The following is an 18,957-nucleotide window of genomic DNA, read 5'->3' as shown; positions in this document are numbered from 1 at the left end:
CCCCGCGCGCGGGCGTCGGCCAGGCGTTCCAGCACGAGCACGCCGGCGCCCTCGGCGGCGACGAACCCGTCGCGGTCGGCGGCGAAGGGCCGCGACGCCGTGGCCGGGTCGTCCACCCGCCCGGACAGCGCGCCCATCCTGGTGAAGCCGGCGACGATCGGGCGGGTCAGGCCGGCCTCGGCGCCGCCGGCCAGCACGATGTCGCAGCGCCCGGCCGCCAGCAGGTCGCGGGCGGTGCCGATGGCGGTGGTGGCCGACGCGCAGGCCGTGGAGGTGACCAGGTTCGGGCCGTGCGCGGCGGCGTCGATCGCCAGGTAGCCGGCGACCATGTTCACGCCCATCATCGGGATCAGCAGCGGGGAGACCTTGCCGGCGCCCTCGGTGATCATCGTGTGGTGCTGGGTGGTGAACGTGCCGACGCCGCCCAGCGCGTTGCCCATGACCACGCCGACCCGCGCGCCGTCCCACCCGCGCGGGTCGAGGCCGGCGTCGGCGATGGCCTCGCGGGCGGCGACCAGCGCGAGGTGCACGTAGCGGTCCAGCCGCCAGGCGGTGCGCCGGCCGAGCAGCGTGTCGGCGTCGAAGTCCGGGACCCGGCAGGTGAAGTCGACCGGCAGGCCGGCCAGCGCCGGGTCGGTGGTGGCGGTGGGGCGGCCGTCGAGGATCGCCCGCCAGCTGGCCGCCACCCCGACGCCGCCGGGCGTGACCAGGCCCAGTCCGGTGACGGCGGCGTGGAAGCCGGCCATCACCGACACCCTTTCGCGGTCAGCAGGTCGACGGCCTCGGCCACTCTGGCCTTCGGGCTCACCTCGTCCTCGGCGAGGACGACGCCGAACTCCTTCTCCGCGACCAGCGCGAACTCCACGATGCCCAGCGAGTCCAGGTCGAGCTGGGCGAAGGTCGCCTCGGGGACGACCTCGTGCTCCTCGACGCCGAAGTGGTCCACCAGCAGCTCGCGCAGGCGCTGGAGAACGGTTGTCGACATGTCGGCTCCTCCACTCACACGGCTTCGAGTTCGGGCCAGCGCAGCACGGTCGAACCCCAGGTGAGGCCGCCGCCGAACGCCCCGAGCAGCACCCGCTGCCCCGGGCGCAGCTCTCCGCTGGCGCAGGCGGCGTCGAGCGCGAGCGGCACCGAGGCCGCCGCCGTGTTGCCGACCTGGTCGATGTTGCGCACGAACTTGTCGACCGGCTGGCCGAGCATGTCCGCGACGCCGTTGAGGATGCGCGCGTTGGCCTGGTGGATGACGAACCGGTCGATGTCGCGCAGCCCGAGCCCGGCCTTGCGCAGCACCGTCTGCGCCGAGCCGGCCATCTGGAAGATCGCCTTGCGGAACACGGCCTTGCCGGCCATGGTGAAGAACTCCGCGCCCGGCTCGGCCGGCCTTCTCGTGGACCGCTGGCGGGAGCCGCCGGCCGCCACCGTGATCAGGTCGGCGTCCTGGCCGTCGCTGCCCAGGTCGAACGGGCCCAGCGCGCCCGGTTCGCTCGCCGACCCGGCGCGCAGCACGACGGCGCCGGCGCCGTCGCCGAAGATCGCGGCGGTGGCCCGGCAGTCCGGGTCGATGATCGTGGTGAACGTGTCCGCGCCGATGACCAGCACCTGCTCGGCGACCCCGGCGGCGATCAGCCCGGCGCCGGAGGCCAGGCCGTAGAGGAACCCGGTGCACACGGCGTTGACGTCGAAGGCCGCGCACCGGTCAAGGCCCAGCCGGTGGGCGACGTCCGGGGCGGTGGCCGGGCACGGCCGGTCGGGGGTGGTGGTGGCCAGCACCAGCGCGTCCACCCGGTCGGTGTCGGCGGACTTGAGGGCCCGCTGCCCGGCCTCCACCGCGAGGTCCGAGGTGGCCATCCCGGGGTCGACGACGTGCCGCTCGCGGATGCCGGTGCGGGCGTGGATCCATTCGTCGGAGGTGTCCAGCCGGGCGGCGATCTCGGCGTTGGGCACGACCCTGGGCGGCACCCAGGTGCCGAGCCCGCAGACGACGGCGGAGGTGCCGCCGGCCTGGGGGAAGGGCAGGATCCTGGCGGTGGCGGGCATCAGCGCTCCTCGGGGACGGTAAGGCCGAGCTGGCGCAGGCGTGAGGCCTTGAGCTCGGCGCTCCACCGGTCGGCGGCGGCCAGCCGCTCGTCCGGTGTGGTGTCGATCAGGCGCCGGCCCGGCCAGATCTGGTGGTCCCCGACGACGTCGGCGTGCTGGTCGAGTCCCTGCTGGAACAGGATCTCGCGGCGCAGCACCATCTCGTGCACCGGCAGCACCGTCCACATGCGCATCCCGGCGTCGATCAGCTCGGCGATCCGCGCCCGGTCGCCGGGGTGGGCGGCCAGGTGTTCGGCCGCGATCGACACGCCGACGCTCAGGTGGCGGATCTCGTCGATGCCCGCGCCCCGGTCGATCTCGGCGGCCACCGGGTCCAGCGGCGCCCACTTGCGCTCGGACAGCTCGGCGGCCGGCGCCAGCGCGCCCTCGATGATGATCGCCATCATCACCACGCCGCCGACGAAGTCCTCGCGGATCACCGACAGCCCGTAGTCCTCCAGCGGGTCGAGGATCGCGGTGATGTCGGCGCGGGCGACGTCGGGGTCGGTGACGCCCAGGGCGTGCAGGTGGTTGCGGAAGACCATGGCGTGCCGGGTCTCGTCGAGCACCTGGGTGGCGTAGAACTCCATGGTCGCGGTGTCCGGGGCGGCGGCCACCAGGTACGCCAGCGCGCGGGCGGCCCGGTCCTCGGCGGCCGAGCGGAACGCGTACTCCTGGGCGATCGCCTCCCGCAGCGGCCCCGGCTCCCGCATGTAGGCGGGGATCTCCAGCGCCGGGTCGTACCCGTCGGGCCGGCCGGCGAGGGTGCCCTGGGCGACGTTGGTCAGCCAGTAGCGCAGGCCGGCCTCGCGCGCGGTGAGTTCCACCCGTGCGGCGCCCTCCAGCAGGCCGGGCGAGCCGTCCCAGTCGGTGATCATTTGTCGGCCTCGAACGGCTCCGCGAACGGTTTGAGCGACGTGCCGAACAGCGCCCGGTCGCCCAGCAGGTGGATCGGGATCGCCAGCAGCGCCCACTCCCAGCCGGCGACCAGCACCCACAGCCCGATCAGCGCGGCGTGCGTGGCGAAGCTGTGGGTGAGGTTGTAGAGCACGTAGTAGGCGCGGTGGATCAGGTCGGTGCGCCGCCGCTGGTGGGCGAGCAGACCGGGCAGGTAGCCGACGACGTCGATGCCGGCGAACAGCAGTACCGCCGGCAGCCAGCGCACCTCGCCCAGGTGCAGCGCCATCAGCGCGACGCACACGCCGAGCGCGATGCCGTACTCCACGCGCAGGACGGCCCTGGTGGTGGTGGCGCCGCCGAGCCCGACCGTGGCGTCCATCAGGCGGCCCGGCGCAGGTCGGTGAGCGCCTCGCCGCCCTCGAGCACCGTCGTCGGGCCGAACAGGCCGGACAGCACGTCGCACACCACGCGCTTGATGACCCGTTCGGCGATCGGGTCCATCAGGCCGGCGAGGCTGTCGATGCCGAAGTCCCAGCTGGCGGCGAAGTGCACCAGGCAGCCGCCGATGCCGCGCATGATCCGCCAGTGGCCGGTGAACTCGGCGAAGTCGCCGGACAGCTGCCGGAAGTCGATCCGCGACCGTCCGAAGTCGACGGTCTCCAGCTCGGTCCAGCGCAACAGGCCGCGCCGGAAGTTGACCACCCAGTCGCTTCCGTCCACATGGGACTCGACCTGGCGCACGTCGGCGGCCAGCGCGGGGTAGCGCTCGAAGTCGGCGATCCGCGCCAGGGCGTTCCGCGCGTCGTCGGTGGGGATCCGTACGGTCAGTGCGACGCTCCGCATGCCTTTCCCTCCTCAGTTGAGCACCGCGCGAGCGGCCCGCTCGAACGCGTCGAGCAGGAACCGCAGGTCGCGGTCGTCCAGCAGCGCGGGTGGGGTCAGCCGCAGCACCCGGTCGGAGTTCAGCGAGTGGTTCGCGATCACCCCGGCCGCCATCAGCTCCAGCAGCAGTTCCCCCGCCAGGCCCTCGACCGCGCACTCGATGCCGATCAACAGCCCGACCCCGCGAACCTCGGCGACCCGCTCGCCGAGCACGTCGCCGAGCAGCCCACGCAGGTCGGCCAGCAGCCGGTGGCCGAGCATGCCGGCCCTGGTCACCAGGTCGTCCTCGCGGATCGCGGCGATCGCCCCCCTGGCCGCCGCCATACCCAGCGGCGCGCCGGAGAACGTCGAGGTGTGGATGAACGGGTCCCGGTCGAACGGCGCGAACGCCTCCTCGGTGGCCACCATCGCCGAGACCGGCAGCACGCCGCCGCCCAGCGCCTTGCCGACCAGCAGCACGTCCGGCGCGATGCCGTCGCGGTCGGCGCCCCACCAGTGGCCAAGGCGCCCGAGTCCGGTCTGGATCTCGTCGAGCACCAGCAGTGCGCCGTGCTCCCGGCACACCCGCGCGACCTCGCGCAGGTAGCCGGGCGGCGGGACGATCACGCCGGCCTCGCCCTGCACCGGCTCGACGATCACACACGCCTCGCCCCCGAGCGAGGCGAGGGTGTCGCCGAGCGCGGCGGCGTCGCCGAACGGCACGTGCGTCACGTCCGGCAGCAGCGGCTGGAACGGCTGCTGGAACACCGGTTTGGCGGTCACCGACAGCGCGCCGAGGGTCTTGCCGTGGTAACCGTCCACCATGGACACCAGGTGGCGTTTCCCGTTGGCCCGCGCCAGTTTGATCGCGGCCTCGACCGCCTCCGAGCCGCCGCAGGCGAAGTGCACCCGGTCCAGGCCGGGTGGCATGGTGGCGACCAGGTCCCGCGCGGCCAGCGCGGCCTGGGGTTCGAGCAGCAGCCGGGTGGCCACCGGGTTGGTCTCCAGCTGTTCGCGCACCGCGGCCAGCACCCGCCGGTGCCGGGCGCCGGTCAGGAACACCCCGTAGCCGCCGCAGTTGAGCAGCCGCCGGCCCGAGCTGGTGCGCACCCACGCGCCGGCCGAGCCGACCTCGACGTCCCCGCCGAACATCGCGCCCAACGCCGCCCGCCCGCTGGACAGGTGCCGCCGGTAGCCGGCCAGCACACCGTCCACAGTAGACGTGTCGGTGACCACGGTCATCAGGCCACGACCATCCGGTAGCCGGCGTAGTAGTCCAGCAGCCCACCGGCGACACTGGTCCGCGACGGCGGGTGGAAGGCGATCGCCTGCGCGGCCGCAGCCAGGTAGGCGACGTCGCTGGACCCGATGAACGCCATGCCGCCCAACAGTTCCACCGCCTGGTTGACCGTCGCGGTGACCGCGTCCTGCACCGCGTAGCGGGTGACCAGGGCGGCGGCCAGGGTGTCGTTGTCGGTCTCGCCGGCGTCCACCCGCCTGGCCAGGCCCTCGGTCAGCGCGGCGGCCGACTCGACCCGAACGGCCAGCGCCGCCCGGTCCCCGGCGCTGCCGCGTGCGCCGTGCAGCACCTTCTCCACCAGCAGGCTGGCGATGCCGGTGTAGGTGGCGCACACGGTGAGCTGGAACCAGATCAGCCCGACCGTGGTGAGCCCGTCGACCGCGTCGGCCAGCGACGGGTCGGGCGCGATGACCTGGTCGGGGTGGACCAGCACGTCGGTCAGCCGCACCTCGTCGCTCTCCGCGCCGGCCAGCGCGAAGGTCGACCAGTACGGGTGCACCGAGATGCCGGGGGTGTCGGCGGGCAGCAGCAGCAGACCGAACGACGTGGAGCCGTCGGGCTGTTCGACGGCGACGCTGGCGGTCAGCAGGTCCATCGACCGCGCCAGGCTGCACGGCTTCTTCGAGCCGTTGACCAGGTAGCCGCCCTCCTCGGTGGTCGCCGACATCGTCGGCGCGAGGATGCCCTGCCCGGTGCGGCCCTCGGCGAACCCGGAGGCGACCAGCAGCCGCTCGCCGACCACCCGGCGCAGCAACAGGTTGTCCACATCGGATTCGTCGGCGACCAGCTCGGACACCGCGAACAGGGTGCCCAGCGAGAAGTGGTGCATCATCGTGGCCACGGTCATCGACGGGGCGGTGGCGGCCAGCGCGCGCACCACCCGCGCGGCCTCCAGCGCGGAGGCGTCCAGGCCGCCGTAGGACTCGGGGACCAGCAGGTTCGTGCCGCCGTGGGAGCGGAAGATCTCGATCGCCGGGCTGTCCTCGGTCTCCAGGTCGGCGAGCGGGATCTCGGTGAGCTGCTGGCGCAGCCCCGGTAAGAGCTTGTCGCAGACCTGCCGGTCCGCCTCCATGAACTGCATCTCAGCTCCCCAATCGGTGTGCGTCGGTGGCCGCCGCGCGCGGCCGGGAGATGCCCTGCAGGTGCGAGGTGCGCAGCATCGGGTAGTTCGCCTCGCCGAACACCCCGCCGGTGAGGCCGGTGCCGCCGTGGGTCGGCAGGTACGGGACCCAGCCGAGGTGGGATTCGTTGACCTTGAGCAGACCGCCGTTGGCGGTGCGCGCGACGAACCGGTCGATCACCGCGTCGTCGCCGGCCCACAGCGAGTTCCGCAGACCGTAGCGGTTGGTGTTGACGTGCGTGAGGACCCGGTCGAGCAGGTCGGGTCCCGGTTCGGCGACGATCACCGGCAGCAGCGGGAAGAACGTCTCGCGCGCCACGGCCGGGTACTCCCGGCAGCCGGCGAGCCCGTCGACGGCCAGCACGGTCGGCTCCAGGAACGGCCCGGTGTCCGACGGTTCGCCGTCGACCTCCAGCCGGCGCCCGCCGCACACCAGCCGCGCGCCCCGGTCCAGCGCGTCACGCAGGTAGCCGAAGAACCGCTCGGCGCCCAGCACGGGGGACAGCAGCACGTCCTCGTCGCCGGGGTGACCGGGGCGGATGGCGGCGGCGGCCTGCGCCAGGCGCGCCAGCAGCGCCTCGGCGATGTCGGGGTGGGCCACGACCTGGTTGGGGGCCATGCAGAGCTGGCCGGAGCCGTGGAAGCTCTCGGTCAGCGCGGCCACGGCGCCGTCGAGGTCGGCGTCGCGCCACACCACGACGCAGTCGTTGCCGGCCAGCTCCAGGACGGGCTTCTTGCCGGCGGCCACGCACTCGCGTTCCAGTTCCAGGCCCCGCTCGACGTCGCCGGTGTAGAAGATGTCGTCGACCTGGTCGCTGTCCAGCCACGCCCGCAGCACCGGGCCGGGGCGTGCGCAGAAGAAGTTGAGCGTGCCGGGCGGGGCGCCGAGTTCGGCCAGCGCCGGCAGGACCAGCTCGCGCAGCGCGAACAGGACCCCCAGCGGGGCGCTGCGCGGGGCCCGCACGACGACCGCGTTGCCGGCCAGCAGCGCGGACGCGCCGAAAAGGGCGCTGGCGGCCGGCGCGTTGCGCGGCGGGTTCACGCACACCACGCCGTCGGCCACCCGGCGCAGGATCAGCGTCCGGTCGCCGTGGCGGAACTCCTGGTGCAGTTGGCCGGCGCAGTGGTCGAGGGTCTGGCGGCTGAACACCGTGGCCAGCCCGTCGAGCTGCCAGCGGGCGACGGTCCTCGGGCAGCCCTCGGCGACCAGCAGGTCGACCAGGTCCCCGGCGCGCTGCGCCAGCCGGTCGCGGATCAGCCCGCCCAGCGCCATCCTGGTCGCCAGCGGGGTCGCCGCCCACTCCGGTGCGGCGGCGGCCGCGGCGGCGGTGGCGGCGGCGACGGTCTGCTCGTCGGCGACCGCGCAGCGGCCGAGCACGTCGGTCGGCGGCAGGTCCTCGCCGCGTTCGAGGCGGCGCCGACGGGTCAGCGCGGTGAACACGTCGTCCAGCACGGCCGAGGCGTTGACCGGGTAGAGGTGGCGGGTCGAGTCGAGGTCCCGTCCGCCGACGTGCGACAGGTACGCCGGGATCGCGGCCGGGGGCCGGGGGCCGGGCGTCGAGATCAGCGTCACCGAGGACATTCCTTTGCCGTATCGTAAAGTGCTCGAATTCGAGTCTGACAAAGAGTCCTGATAATGCGCTGACAGCGCACTCGCAGGTGATTTCGCCGCTGACAGAAGTCTGACCGGCAAGTCGCGGAAGATTGTCCGCGCCGGCCTGGATGATTGATACTGGGAGTGGCATCCGCGCAGGTGGCGGGGTTGTGAGGTCACCGTACCAGGCGAGTGAGGGTGGTCGATCGAGGATGGGTCCGAACGTGGTGGAAACGCGGTCGCCGAGTGCGACACTCGAATTCCTGAAGGAGTACTCGGACAATCCCAGCGCCTTTCTCGCGCTGAATACGGGAAATCGCCGCTTCGGCTGCCGGGAGGTGCCGGGCGTGGTGGTGTACCGGGAGTCCGGGCGGCACCTGGTGGTGTTCGGCGCCCCGTTCGGCCCGGACCCGGCCGCGCTGCTGCGCCGGTTCACCGACCACGCCGCCGCCCGGGGCGCCCGGGTGGTCGCCATCCAGGCCCAGGCCGGCGACGTGGACACCTACACCGGCGCCGGCTACACGGTCAACCAGGTCGGCGCCTCCTACGCGGTGGACCTGAGCCGGTTCACCCTGCGCGGCTCGCGGTTCGTCCGGCTGCGCAACAAGGTCTCCCGCGCCCACCGCGCCGGCGTCCGGGTCACCGAGGTGTCCTTCGCCGAGCACGCCGGTGCGATCGCCGACCTGGACCGGGTCTGGTTACGGGACAAGGGCAAGCCGTTGGAGTTCCTCGTCGGGCAGCTCGGCGGTCCTGCCCAGGACCACCGCCGCCTGTTCATCGCGACCATCGGCGGCGACCTGGCCGGCTACATCTCCTACTCGCCCGCCTACGGCGCGCGGCCCGGCTGGCTGCACGACCTGTCCCGCCGCCGCCCGGACGCCCCGCCGGGCGTGATGGAGGCGGTCAACACCGCCGCGCTGGCCACCTTCGCCGCCGAGGGCGCGCCCTGGCTGCACTTCGGCTTCACCCCGTTCACCGGGTTGGACCCGGCCCTGGAGGACCCGTCGGCCAGCCGCTGGTTCCGGTGGCTCGCCGGCCAGCTCGCGACCAGGGGTGCGGCCGTCTACCCGGCGGCCACCCAGCTGGCCTACAAGCGCAAGTGGGCGCCGCACGTGGTGGCGCCCGAGTACGTGGCGTTCTCCGGGAGGGCCAGCCTGAGCGGGTTCCTCCAGGTCTTCCGCGCGGCCAACGCGCTGTGACCGCCGGCGATCGGCGACCGCTCGTGGATCACTCGCGCGGTCAGGTGAGTGTCACCGCCGCGTCAGGCCACTGGCCAACGATCGGCCAGGGTGTACCGAACGTGAGGGAGGCGGGGGAAATGGTGGACCGACGGTTGATCCCGGTGCGGGGGCACTCGGTGATCTTCAAGTTGTTCGGCTCGGTCGGGTTGGTCTCGGACGGGCGACTGCTGGCAATTCAGGGCGGGCGACAACGAACGCTGCTCGCGACATTGTTGATCAATTCCGGCAAGGTGGTGACGAAGGAACAGTTCTTCGAGGAACTGTGGGAGGGCCGGGGTCTGGTGAAGGCGAACAACGCCCTCCAGGCGTTGGTGACCCGGCTGAGAAAACTGCTGCGCACCACGTTCGGTGACGAGTTCGCCGCGCAACGCCTGGTGACGCTGCCGACCGGGTACGTGCTGCACGCCGAGCCGGACGAGATCGACGCGAAGTTGTTCGAGCGGCTGGTGGCGGTCGCGCACAACGAGCTGGCCACCGACCCGCTGCGGGCGCGGGACCTGCTCGGTGAGGCGCTGGACCTGTGGGACGGGCCGGTGCTGGAGGGGGTGTCGGGCGGGCCGATGTGCCACAGCTCGGTGCTGCACTACGAGGAGAGCCGGCTGGCGGCGATCGAGGACCGGTTCCAGGCGTGCATCGTGGCCGGTATCCAGGGCGGGGTGATCAGCGAGCTGAAGAAGATGGCCATGCTCTACCCCTGGCGGGAGCGTCTGGCGGAGATGCTGATGGTGGCTCTGTACCGGTCGGGGCGGCAGGCCGACGCGCTGCGCGAGTACAACGTGGTGCGCCGCCGGCTGGTCGACGAACTGGGCATGGAGCCCTCCGCGATGCTCCAGGACAGGATGCAGGCGATCCTCAACCAGGACCCGTCACTGGACCTGGTTCCGGAGCCTCCACGGCGACGTGCTACCGGATAATGGTTGTTCCGGAAACTAGACTGCGCACAGTCACCTCCTGCGGAGATGCTCCCAGGTGGACAACTCCAGAGCGTGACAGCCCTCTGAGATGCGAAAACCGCTCGGGTATAAAAGAAACCAATCGGTCGGTATCTATTGACAAACCGAGCGGTCGGTTTTGTAGTCTTGAGGAGCGACCGAGCCGATGCCGATCAAACCGGTTGGCAGTCGATCGCCACCTGCCACAGGAGACCGAAGTGGACATTGACGTACTAGGGCCGTTAGTTGCCCGCCAGGCTGGCACGTCGGTGGTCCCGACCGCCGCGAAGCCCCGTAAGGTGTTAGCGATGTTGACCGTGCACGCCGACCAGGTGGTGCCGATGGCGTCGTTGTTCGAGGAGCTGTGGGGCGAGGACATCCCGCGCAGCGCCAACACCACGGTGCAGACCTACATCCTGCACCTGCGCAACCTGATCGGCACCGCACTCGACCAGTCGGACGCCGACGGACCGAAGGACGCCAAACGAGTTCTGGTCACCTACCCTGGCGGCTACCTGCTGGACACCATGGGTGGGAGTGTGGACGTGCGTGAGTTCGACCGGCTCGCCGCGCTCGGACACCGGGCGCGTGAGATGGGGGACTACGAGGCCGCGTCGCGTCATTTCGGGGGAGCACTCGCGATCTGGCGCGGCCGGGCGCTCGTGGACGTGCAGACCGGTCCGCTGCTGGAGGTCGAGTCGCACCGCCTGGAAGAGGCGCGGCTCAACGTCCTCGATCGTCGGATCGACGCGGACCTGCGGCTGGGTCGTCACCACGAGCTGCTCGGTGAGTTGGCCGGGTTGGTCGGGCGCTACCGCACGCACGAGGGACTGCACGCCCATCTCATGCTTGCGCTGTACCGGTCCGGCCGGCGCGGCGAGGCCATCGACGTCTACCGCAGGATGCGTACCGGTCTGGTCAACGAGCTGGGGCTCGAACCGTCCCCCAGCCTGCGCCGGCTCCAGCACGCCATCCTGATGTCGGACCGTCGGCTGGCCGAGGTGGGCACCGAGGCGGCGGCGCTCGACCGGGCGGGATGAGTCGTTGGCGCCATGCGGGAAACCGAGAGTAGGGCTGCGGAGACGCGCCCTACTTCGGCGTAGGAGCCGAGGCAATATCCTCACATGGACGATCCGCTCAACGGCTGGAGCGGAACTGTGGCCCGGGACGTGTCGTGACGAAACAGACGAGATCTGAGAACACGCGGTTGCACTTGGTGCGATCCGCGGCCGAGCTGTTCGACCGCAACGGGTTCTCGGGAGCGACGTTGGAGGACGTCAGCCGGGCCGCCGGGGTCACCAAGGGGGCCTTCTACTTCCACTTCTCGTCCAAGGACGAGCTGGCCGGCGCGATCCAGGCCGAGGCGTGCGCGCTGCTGCGCGGCGCGGTCTACCGGGCGCTCGGTGACGGCACCGGGGTGTTGCAGTCACTGGTCGACCTGACCCACGAGATCGCGCACTGGCTGGAGAACGAGGCGGTGGTCCGCGCGAGCATGCGCACCGCACGCGAGTGCGGCCACCGGGGAGCTCCCTTCCTCGACTTCTACGTCGACCTGCTCTCCGCGGTGGAGACCATGCTCTTCAGCGCGGAGCAGGCCGGCGAGCTCGCCGACTCGGTGCCCATCGAGCAGGTGAGCACGCTGGTACTGACCCTGTGTGCCGGCGTCGAGATGCTGTGGTGGTCGGGGATCCGCCAGGGCAGCGTGCGGGACAGCCTGCGGGACATGTGGACCCTGGCGTTACCCGGCATCTCGGCGCGGACCAACACCGACAAGCTCGACCCCTGCGGCCCCGAGTCGTTCGACTGATCACGACCGGGAGGACCCGGCGGACCAGGGCAGGCTCAGCCGCCCGGTGACCGGAACCGGTGCCGGACCGGAGACCTCCGCCAGCCGCTCCAGCGCGCCCGCCGGCAGGTCAAGGGCGAACCCGGGCAGCGCCTGCTCGTACTGCTCGTGCGTCCGGGGCCCGAGCACCACCGACGCGACCCCCGGCCGGGCGGCCACCCAGGCCACCGCCACCGCCGTCGGCGTCGTGCCAAGCTCACCGGCCAGCCGCGCCACCTCCCTGGCGATCGCCAGGTTGCGTTCGCTGAGTTGGTCGTCGACCCACCGCCGCGCCCGGTCGGTCTCCCGCGCGAGCACCCGGCCCATCCGCGAGGCCGGGTCCGGCCGCGCGCCGGACCGGTAGCGCCCGGCGAGCACCCCGCCGCCGAGCACGCCGTAGGCCAGCACGCCCAGCCGGTGACGGCGCGCCGCCGGCAGGATCTCCGCCTCGATGTCCCGGCGCAGCAACGAGTACTGCGCCTGCAACCCGACCAGCGGCGTCCCGGCGACCCGCTGGGCCGCCCACTGGGCCTCGACGATCTGGGCGGCGGTGAAGTTGGACGCCCCGAGGTAGCGGACCTTCCCGTCGCGGACGAACCCGTCGAGGGTCGCCATCGTCTCCTCGATCGGGGTGCCCTCGTCCCACTGGTGGCACTGGTAGAGGTCGACGTGGTCGGTGCCCAGCCGGCGCAGGCTCGCCTCCAACGCCCGGGTCAGGTGGACCCGGGACAGGCCGCGCTCGTTGGGGCCCGGCCCGTGCGGCTGGAAGGCCTTGGTGGCGATGACGACCTGGTCGCGCCGTCCGCGCACCGCCGCGCCGACGATCCGCTCGGACTCGCCGGCGTTGTAGTTGTCGGCGGTGTCGAGCAGGGTGTGCCCGGCGTCGAGGAACGCGTCGATGACCGGGCGGGCCTGCTCCTCGGGAACCCCGAGCCCCCAGGCGGTTCCGAAGTTCGCGGTGCCCAGGCAGGCCCGCGAGACCCGCAGGCCGGACCCGCCGAGCGGACGGTGGAAATCGGTCACCTCGACTCCCTTGACGCGCTGACATACCGGTCGGCATGGTAATCCCGCCCGAGGCCCGGCAGCAGCACCACTTGGGGGCAACCGATGGACCTGGCCCGTGATCGCATTCGGTTCCTCCGCGAGCTGCGCTCGGTGCGCCGCTTCCAGGACCGGCCGGTGCCGCCGGAGGTGATAGCGGATCTGCTGGAAGTCGCTCGTTGGACCGGAAGCTCGGTCAACCGGCAGCCGTGGGAGTTCGTGGTCGTGCTCACCAGTGGAACTCGAGTGGCCCTCGAGTCGGCCGGCGGGACGCCGGGCCACGCGCCGCTGGCCGACGCCCCGCTGGCGATCGCCGTCGTGCTCGACGCGCCGAGGGCGGCCTTCGACGGCGGCCGGGTGTGCGAGCGGCTGCTGCTGGCGGCCTCCGCGCACGGGCTGGGCGCGAGCCTGGTCGGCTTCTCCGGGGACGCCGAGGCCAGGGCGAAGGAGATCCTCGGGGTGCCGGCGCGGCGGCTGATGACCCGGGTGGTGATCGCCGGCTACCCGGCGGGCGAACGGGCCGGGTTGGTGAGCGCGGAGCGGGGTGTGGACACCCGGTTGCCGCTGGGGACTCTGCCGGTCGGACGCCGCCACCTGGCCGAGATCGTCTATCGCGAGCGTTACGGCGTTCGGTGGCAGGTGGTCTGACGCTCGGCTGAGGACCTGCGTCGCGAACGGCTGTTACCAGATGCGCCGGCCAGCCCATCTTGGCGGGGTGAATGGCGGAACAGCGGTGACCGGAAAGATCGACGACCAGACCTGCCGGTCGGGACCCCGGCGGCTCAGGCGGTGGCCGCGGCCTGCGAGCGCTGCGCCGACCAGTCGGTGGTGCCGGCGGGGTTGAAGCGGGCGACGCGGCGGGGCGGGACCAGGCCGGGGAGGGCGATCTTCCACATCACGGTCAGCCGCTCGTGGACGTCCTGGCGGTTGGTGAGCACGGCCGACTGGGTCTGCACCCCCATGAACGCGGCCGAGATCCAGTTGGCCACCTCCTGGGTGTCCCACTCCTGGCGCACGTCGCCCCGGTCCTTGGCCCTGGACAGCAGGTCGCCGACCAGCTTGATCCATCCCTCGTAGACCGCGGCGTCGGGCGAGGCGAAGTTGGCCTCCATGACCAGGCGGTTTCCCGCGCGGACCCGGACGTTGGTCCACATGCTGTGGGCCAGTGCGTGGCTCATGTCGATGACTGTCTGCAGGCCGCCGTCCTCGTTGTCCGGGACGGTGACGGCCGCTCCCCACGGCTCGGAGGCCAACGCGCGGGCCAGCTCCTCCTTGGAGGAGAAGTGGAAGTAGAGGGCGCCCTTGGTGACTCCGGCCCTGGCCAGGATGTCCGACAGGCTCGCGCCGTCGAAGCCCCGCTCGTCGAAGACCTCGGCGGCCGCGTCGAGGATGGCGTTGCGTGTGCGTTCCGCCCGGTCCTGCCGTGCCAAAGCGCACCTCCTTCATCAGGCCCCAGTTGATCCAGCACCTTCAGCATGCCACCGCCCGCGGGCGGGCCAGGTCGCGCCTCGATCCTGGATGAGTCCCGGTCGACCCTCGCTCCAGGGTAACTCAAGGGTGACACCATCGGGCCTCGAGAAAAAACCGGGTGGTAGGTATGGTTCCTCTTGTGTGGTCCAGGCCACGCCCGAAGATACCGATCTTCGAGCGGAACTCGGGCTGGCCGACTCGGCGCCGAGGGGCACCAGCCGACCCGGGCCACGCGCTCGAGAGTCCACACAAGGGCAGTGACGCCAACGACCTTTATGAGAGGTTCGGCATGACCACCATGATCAACAGCCAGGAAGTGTCGTCGGCCGAGGGCTTACGAACCACGGAGCCCCTGCTGATCCAGCAGTCCGTTCCGCCCAGGCTGGTGCGTCGCATCAACAGCTCTGACGTGTTCGTGACCCAGCTCGCCCAGATCGAGGAGAACCGGTACCAGGTCGGCGTCCGCTGGCCCGGCACCCACAGCTTCTACCGCCCGGCCGCGTCCAACCTGCACGACCCGTTGCTCTTCCTGGAAAGCGTGCGGGAGGCGGGAGTGCTCATCGCGCACGCCGGCTACGAGATCCCGTTCGAGTACAAGTTCCTCACCCGGGACAAGCGCTTCCGCGTGGAAAGCCTGGAAGGCCTGCGGACCAACGGATCCGACCCGGTCGACGTCACCCTCGTGGTCACCGCCAAGGACATCCAGCGCCGCGCCAAGAACTACGCCGGCATGCTGTTCGAGGTCGAGTGCTTCCGCGACGGCGTGCGGATCGGGACCGCGGCCTACCGGTGGAGCTGCGTCACCGCCGCCGGCTACACCCGCCTGCGCGGCCGCTACCGCGACGCCGTGCCCGAGGTCCCGGCCGGCGCCGACCCGGTCAACCACGAACTGGTCGGCCGCTGCGCCCCCATCGACGTCATGCTGGCCAGGACCAGCGGGGAGAACACCTGGCTGCTGCGCGTCGACCCCGAGCACCGCGTGGTCTACGACCACCCGATGGACCACGTCCCCGGCAACGCCATCATCGAGGCCGGCCGCCAGGCCGCCCTGCTCACCGCCGCCACCCCCGACGCCATCCCGTCGGGCGGCGAGCTGGACTTCCACCGCTACATCGAGTTCGACCAGCCGTGCACGGTGACCGCCAAAGCGGTTCCCGGCACCACCACCGTCCGCCTCGCCTTCGACCAGAGCGGCGTCAGGATGGCCGACGGCTCGCTCGACCTGTGCACGCCCTGAGCGCACCGCACCCTGCCCCCACCCTCTTCGGGCGTCACCCGCCCCTGCGGCCACCCGTCGCCAGCGCGACGGGTGGCCGCCCGCCTGTCCCCGTACCGGTACGTCACTCGCCGGCCCGGTCGGCGATCGTGTGCAGCGACCGCATCAACGCCTCCTGCCGCTCGGTCAGCGTGTCGAGCCGCTGCTGCAACTCGGCCAGCTCCCGGCTCAGGTCGACGCTCTCGGTGAGGTCGCGGGTGACGTCGCCGACCGCCGCCTCCGCCGGCAGGTCCGACAGCAGCGACCGCATCCGCGCCCGCAGCGCCGGCCCCGGTTCCACCCCCAGCTCCCGCAGCAGCCGCCGCCGCGCCCGGTCGTACACCCCGATCGCGTCGGACTGGCGGCCGTCACGGTGCAGGGCCACCATCAGCTGGTCGTAGAACCGTTCCCGCATCGGGAACGTCGCGGTCGTCTCCTCCAGCTCGCCGATCACCTCGGCGTGCTGACCGGCGCGCAGGCTCGCGTCGTAGAGCGCCTCGTAGGCGGCCAGCCGGTGCTCCTCCAGGACGACGGCCTCCGCCGCGCACACGTCACCGGTCACACAGCCGTCCAGCGCCGGGCCGCGCCACAGCTCCAGCGCCGCGCGCAGCCGGGGGATCGCCACCAGCGGCCGGTCGCCGGTGACCGCCTTGGCCGAGGCGACCAGGTCGGTGAACTCGTCGGTGTCGGTCTCGCCGGGCAGCAGGTCCAGCTGGTAACCGGGCGGCCGGGTGCGGATCCGGTCCCCGCCGGCGGCCTCCAGCAGTTTGCGCAGCCGGCGGACGTGCGCCTGCAACGCGTTGGCGACCCCGGCCGGCGGGTGCTCTCCCCACAGCGCGGCGACCAGCCGTTCGGCCGACACCACGTGTCCCGACCGCACCGCCAGGGTGGCCAGCAGCACCCGCTGCTTGAGACCGGGCACCTCGACCCGTTCGCCGTGCCCGTCCCGCAGTTCCAGCGGGCCCAGGAGGTTCAGCCGCATCAGCGTTTCGCCGCGTGGTCGGCGGTGACCAGGCCGGTGTCGAAGGCGTAGATCACCGCGTGGATCCGGTTGCGCAGGCCCAGTTTGCCCAGCAGGTTCTGCATGTGGGACTTCACCGTGTGCTCGGAGACGGTCAGCGCCTCGGCGATCTCGGCGTTGGACAGACCACGGGCCACCAGCGCCAGCACGTCGCACTCGCGCTCGCTGAGCCCGTCGCGCAGCGCCATGTGGCGCCCCGGGACCGTCTCGGTCCGCCCGGGGTCCTCGGCCCGCACGAGCGTGAACCCGGCCGCGGCGATCCGCACGGCCGCGACGACCTCCTCCGGGGTCGCCCACGCCGGCAGCCAGCCGCAGGCCAGACCGGGCCGGCCGTCGGGCACGACCTGTGGCTCGCCGTCGCGCACCCCGATCCCGAGCACCCGCACGACCCGGCCGGTGCGGCGCACCGAGTCCCGCACGGTGGCCAGCATCGGCGCCGCGTCCGCGACGTGGAGTCCGTGCAGCAGCAGGACGTCCGGCCGCAGTTGGGTCACCGTGGTGACCACAGCGGGTCCGGTCCGGTGCTCACCGACCACGACCATGCCGGGCTCGCCGTCCAGCGCCGCGAGCACCCCGCGCCGGGCGAGCACGTCGTCGCCGACGACCAGAACCCGGATGCCGTCGGTGTCCTCCTCGCACGGCGGATCGGGGTGGCGGTGGTCGTTCGCCGGGTGGTTGTGTGGGGTCGCGTCGGGACGGGGGAGGACACGCACCGCGTGACCCGAGACGGCACGGAGCGTGAATCTTCCGGCACGGTCTCGCCAGGTCGGGTCACTCCAGTGGTCCATGACTGTTTCGCCTCGCCTCGCCTCTCAGTGCCGAACCCAGGAGTCCGGCACGTTTCACGCTAAGCGGTCCTCGCGCGCCAGGGTTCTTTCGTTGAGCGGTCTTCTACTCACGGCATATGGACGGTCGACTGTCGTGTTGGGACCACTCAGCTCATGATCTTGATCCTGGTTTGACGTGGGCCCGCGCGCACGCCCAGGATCAACACAATTTCCCAACTATTTCTAGAAACGGAGTAGAGCTTGCGCGCGCGATTCATCGGGAAGGACCCTTGTTCCCAGGAGGGCCAGTCACCGACGTTGTTCGCCACCGACCGGGCCGATCGGCGCACGTACATCGCCCAGGGGTGGGTGGTGACGGACGCCCAGGCGCTCGCCGACGTGGGGCCGGTACCCCAGGGCGAGGCGATCATCGAGATCCCCGAGGACGTGCTGCGGATGTACAGCCACGATCTCGTCGGGGAGTTGAACTGAAGATATTCCGAGAAATTTCTCGGTGAGCGGCGCTCCGGCCGGTAGCCTGGTCGGGTACCAGCAGGGGCGCGCTGTAGCTGTGCAACGCGCCGTTCGACGGGACGTGCGCCGTGCCACAGAACAGGATGAGCGGGGTGTCGAGCCTCCACGAGGCTCGTCTCGTACTCGGCAAACGCCTCCGTGAGCTGCGCAGACACGCGGAACTGAGCGGGCGTCAGCTCGCGGAGGCGCTCGCCTGGCCCCCGTCCAAGGTGTCCAAGTTGGAGAACGGCCGGCAGTCGCCGACCGAAGCGGACATCAGGGCGTGGACCAAGGCGACGGACAGTCTGGACGACACCGAGGGGCTGCTCGCCTCGTTGCACATGCTCACCGTGCAACACATCGAGTGGCAGCGGCAGTTGCGGGGTGGGCTCAAGACCCACCAGACCGAACTGGCCGCCCTCGATGCCAAGACCAGGCTTTTCCGTGCGCTGGAGTGCACCTTCGTTCCGGGACTGCTCCAGACGGCGGAGTACGCGAGGGCCAGGTTCCGGCAGAGTCTCAAGGTGTTACGAGTCGCCGGTGACGTCGACGAAGCTGTCCAGGCGCGCATTCGTCGACAGGAGATTCTGTACCGAGCGGACAAAAGATTCCATTTCGTACTGACCGAAGCGGCACTGCGCTATCGGTTGTGCACGCCTGAGGTGATGTTGGGTCAACTGGACCGACTGATCGCGTTGTCAGCGTTGCCGAACATGAAATTTGGAATAATCGGCTTCGAGACACCGTATGTCGTGGCCCCCACCCACGGGTTCTGGCTGCTCGACGACGACCGAGTCATGGTGGAGACCTTCTCGGCCGAGCTGAACTTGGCTCAGCCGCAGGAGATCGAGCTGTACCGGTCGATCTTCGAGTCGATGGCGACGGCCGCGGTGTACGGCCGGTCGGCACGCTCCGTGATCAAAAGAGTGATCGACGACCTATCGGCCGAGGCGGGCACCGATGGCGACTGATTATCATGACGGACACGTTTTTCGCGATCTGAAGAAACGTGGAGAAATTTTCTTCTCTTCTCGGCGT

General features: G+C 71.4%; 21 protein-coding genes. 8 read left to right on the top strand and 13 right to left on the bottom strand.

What is annotated here, in order from left to right; genetic code table 11:
- From BLA60_RS36830 to BLA60_RS36790, 9 genes are all read right to left on the bottom strand, one after another.
- On the bottom strand, positions 1–746 hold a 746-nt coding region (locus tag BLA60_RS36830), incomplete at its 3' end, for a beta-ketoacyl-[acyl-carrier-protein] synthase family protein (RefSeq protein ID WP_281257512.1).
- Positions 746–985, bottom strand: coding sequence for an acyl carrier protein (locus BLA60_RS36825; protein WP_075137696.1), 240 nt, complete (start codon positions 983–985; stop codon positions 746–748). The genes BLA60_RS36830 and BLA60_RS36825, both read right to left, overlap by 1 nt.
- 14 nt (positions 986–999) lie before the next feature.
- A complete protein-coding gene (locus tag BLA60_RS36820) occupies positions 1,000–2,040 on the bottom strand; it encodes a beta-ketoacyl-ACP synthase III (RefSeq protein WP_075137695.1) in 1,041 nt (346 codons plus the stop codon).
- Entirely contained in the window at positions 2,040–2,957 is a 918-nt protein-coding gene (locus tag BLA60_RS36815) for a ferritin family protein (RefSeq protein ID WP_075137694.1), read from the bottom strand. The genes BLA60_RS36820 and BLA60_RS36815 overlap by 1 nt, the downstream gene beginning before the upstream one ends.
- The gene (locus BLA60_RS36810) at positions 2,954–3,358 is read right to left on the bottom strand and encodes a hypothetical protein (RefSeq protein ID WP_075137693.1); all 405 of its coding nucleotides are present in this window, start codon (positions 3,356–3,358) and stop codon (positions 2,954–2,956) included. Before BLA60_RS36810 ends, BLA60_RS36815 begins: the two co-directional genes overlap by 4 nt.
- Positions 3,358–3,822 carry a type II toxin-antitoxin system RatA family toxin gene (locus tag BLA60_RS36805; RefSeq protein ID WP_075137692.1) on the bottom strand — a complete coding sequence of 155 codons (465 nt, stop codon included), beginning with the start codon at positions 3,820–3,822 and terminating at the stop codon, positions 3,358–3,360. Before BLA60_RS36805 ends, BLA60_RS36810 begins: the two co-directional genes overlap by 1 nt.
- Before the next feature lie 12 nt (positions 3,823–3,834).
- Entirely contained in the window at positions 3,835–5,082 is a 1,248-nt protein-coding gene (locus BLA60_RS36800) for an aspartate aminotransferase family protein (protein WP_075137691.1), read from the bottom strand.
- Positions 5,082–6,221, bottom strand: a complete 1,140-nt coding sequence (locus BLA60_RS36795; protein WP_075137690.1) for an acyl-CoA dehydrogenase family protein — start codon at positions 6,219–6,221, stop codon at positions 5,082–5,084. Before BLA60_RS36795 ends, BLA60_RS36800 begins: the two co-directional genes overlap by 1 nt.
- A gap of 1 nt (position 6,222) precedes the next feature.
- Entirely contained in the window at positions 6,223–7,833 is a 1,611-nt protein-coding gene (locus tag BLA60_RS36790; RefSeq protein WP_245812417.1) for an aldehyde dehydrogenase family protein, read from the bottom strand.
- Between the two features lie 149 nt (positions 7,834–7,982).
- Here BLA60_RS36790 and BLA60_RS36785 point away from each other — a divergent pair, with 149 nt between their 5' ends.
- The 4 genes from BLA60_RS36785 (at position 7,983) to BLA60_RS36770 (ending at position 11,834) form a co-directional block, all read left to right on the top strand.
- Entirely contained in the window at positions 7,983–9,053 is a 1,071-nt protein-coding gene (locus BLA60_RS36785) for a phosphatidylglycerol lysyltransferase domain-containing protein (protein ID WP_342744813.1), read from the top strand.
- A 119-nt stretch (positions 9,054–9,172) separates the two neighbouring features.
- Entirely contained in the window at positions 9,173–10,009 is an 837-nt protein-coding gene (locus BLA60_RS36780; RefSeq protein WP_084735883.1) for an AfsR/SARP family transcriptional regulator, read from the top strand.
- A complete protein-coding gene (locus tag BLA60_RS36775) occupies positions 10,009–11,067 on the top strand; it encodes an AfsR/SARP family transcriptional regulator (protein ID WP_211288979.1) in 1,059 nt (352 codons plus the stop codon). The genes BLA60_RS36780 and BLA60_RS36775 overlap by 1 nt, the downstream gene beginning before the upstream one ends.
- Positions 11,068–11,201: 134 nt before the next feature.
- Positions 11,202–11,834, top strand: a complete 633-nt coding sequence (locus BLA60_RS36770; protein WP_075137687.1) for a ScbR family autoregulator-binding transcription factor — start codon at positions 11,202–11,204, stop codon at positions 11,832–11,834.
- Here BLA60_RS36770 and BLA60_RS36765 read toward each other — a convergent pair whose 3' ends face one another.
- Positions 11,835–12,875, bottom strand: a complete 1,041-nt coding sequence (locus BLA60_RS36765) for an aldo/keto reductase (protein ID WP_075137686.1) — start codon at positions 12,873–12,875, stop codon at positions 11,835–11,837. It abuts the gene before it with no gap.
- Between the two features lie 84 nt (positions 12,876–12,959).
- Between BLA60_RS36765 and BLA60_RS36760 the strand changes: the two genes are divergently transcribed.
- Positions 12,960–13,541: a nitroreductase family protein gene (locus BLA60_RS36760; RefSeq protein WP_075137685.1), complete on the top strand. Its 582-nt coding sequence runs from the start codon at positions 12,960–12,962 to the stop codon at positions 13,539–13,541.
- A 134-nt stretch (positions 13,542–13,675) separates the two neighbouring features.
- On the opposite strand, the gene BLA60_RS36755 is transcribed toward BLA60_RS36760, so the two are convergent.
- Positions 13,676–14,323, bottom strand: a complete 648-nt coding sequence (locus BLA60_RS36755) for a ScbR family autoregulator-binding transcription factor (RefSeq protein WP_075137684.1) — start codon at positions 14,321–14,323, stop codon at positions 13,676–13,678.
- 329 nt (positions 14,324–14,652) lie between these two features.
- On the opposite strand from BLA60_RS36755, the gene BLA60_RS36750 reads away from it, so the two are divergent.
- Positions 14,653–15,600 (top strand): ScbA/BarX family gamma-butyrolactone biosynthesis protein, encoded by a 948-nt coding sequence (locus tag BLA60_RS36750; protein ID WP_162293066.1) that lies wholly within the window; start codon positions 14,653–14,655, stop codon positions 15,598–15,600.
- A gap of 103 nt (positions 15,601–15,703) precedes the next feature.
- Here the strand turns inward: BLA60_RS36750 and BLA60_RS36745 are convergent, their stop codons facing one another.
- Together BLA60_RS36745 and BLA60_RS36740 are read right to left on the bottom strand one after the other, a co-directional pair.
- Positions 15,704–16,600, bottom strand: coding sequence for an AfsR/SARP family transcriptional regulator (locus BLA60_RS36745; protein WP_075137683.1), 897 nt, complete (start codon positions 16,598–16,600; stop codon positions 15,704–15,706).
- Positions 16,600–17,352, bottom strand: a complete 753-nt coding sequence (locus BLA60_RS36740; RefSeq protein ID WP_154814854.1) for a response regulator transcription factor — start codon at positions 17,350–17,352, stop codon at positions 16,600–16,602. Before BLA60_RS36740 ends, BLA60_RS36745 begins: the two co-directional genes overlap by 1 nt.
- A gap of 315 nt (positions 17,353–17,667) precedes the next feature.
- Here BLA60_RS36740 and BLA60_RS36735 point away from each other — a divergent pair, with 315 nt between their 5' ends.
- Positions 17,668–17,898 (top strand): hypothetical protein, encoded by a 231-nt coding sequence (locus BLA60_RS36735; RefSeq protein ID WP_075137682.1) that lies wholly within the window; start codon positions 17,668–17,670, stop codon positions 17,896–17,898.
- 125 nt (positions 17,899–18,023) lie between these two features.
- A complete protein-coding gene (locus BLA60_RS36730) occupies positions 18,024–18,890 on the top strand; it encodes a helix-turn-helix domain-containing protein (protein WP_075137681.1) in 867 nt (288 codons plus the stop codon).
- The last annotated feature ends 67 nt before the right edge of the window (positions 18,891–18,957 follow it).

It is taken from the genome of Actinophytocola xinjiangensis, from assembly GCF_001921215.1.
Lineage (GTDB): Bacteria > Actinomycetota > Actinomycetes > Mycobacteriales > Pseudonocardiaceae > Actinophytocola > Actinophytocola xinjiangensis.
Note: the sequence above shows the minus strand (reverse complement) of the source record. Positions and strands in the feature narration are given on the sequence as shown.

Bases quoted from the DNA above. Each gene is read 5' to 3' on its own strand.
- BLA60_RS36775 (WP_211288979.1), top strand. From the start codon at position 10,009: ATGGTTGTTCCGGAAACTAGACTGCGCACAGTCACCTCCTGCGGAGAT.
- BLA60_RS36760 (WP_075137685.1), top strand. From the start codon at position 12,960: ATGGACCTGGCCCGTGATCGCATTCGGTTCCTCCGCGAGCTGCGCTCG.
- BLA60_RS36820 (WP_075137695.1), bottom strand. From the start codon at position 2,040: ATGCCCGCCACCGCCAGGATCCTGCCCTTCCCCCAGGCCGGCGGCACC.
- BLA60_RS36810 (WP_075137693.1), bottom strand. From the start codon at position 3,358: ATGGACGCCACGGTCGGGCTCGGCGGCGCCACCACCACCAGGGCCGTC.
- BLA60_RS36825 (WP_075137696.1), bottom strand. From the start codon at position 985: ATGTCGACAACCGTTCTCCAGCGCCTGCGCGAGCTGCTGGTGGACCAC.
- BLA60_RS36815 (WP_075137694.1), bottom strand. From the start codon at position 2,957: ATGATCACCGACTGGGACGGCTCGCCCGGCCTGCTGGAGGGCGCCGCA.
- BLA60_RS36805 (WP_075137692.1), bottom strand. From the start codon at position 3,822: ATGCGGAGCGTCGCACTGACCGTACGGATCCCCACCGACGACGCGCGG.
- BLA60_RS36800 (WP_075137691.1), bottom strand. From the start codon at position 5,082: ATGACCGTGGTCACCGACACGTCTACTGTGGACGGTGTGCTGGCCGGC.
- BLA60_RS36795 (WP_075137690.1), bottom strand. From the start codon at position 6,221: ATGCAGTTCATGGAGGCGGACCGGCAGGTCTGCGACAAGCTCTTACCG.
- BLA60_RS36745 (WP_075137683.1), bottom strand. From the start codon at position 16,600: ATGCGGCTGAACCTCCTGGGCCCGCTGGAACTGCGGGACGGGCACGGC.
- BLA60_RS36730 (WP_075137681.1), top strand. From the start codon at position 18,024: ATGAGCGGGGTGTCGAGCCTCCACGAGGCTCGTCTCGTACTCGGCAAA.
- BLA60_RS36750 (WP_162293066.1), top strand. From the start codon at position 14,653: ATGACCACCATGATCAACAGCCAGGAAGTGTCGTCGGCCGAGGGCTTA.
- BLA60_RS36780 (WP_084735883.1), top strand. From the start codon at position 9,173: ATGGTGGACCGACGGTTGATCCCGGTGCGGGGGCACTCGGTGATCTTC.
- BLA60_RS36785 (WP_342744813.1), top strand. From the start codon at position 7,983: ATGATTGATACTGGGAGTGGCATCCGCGCAGGTGGCGGGGTTGTGAGG.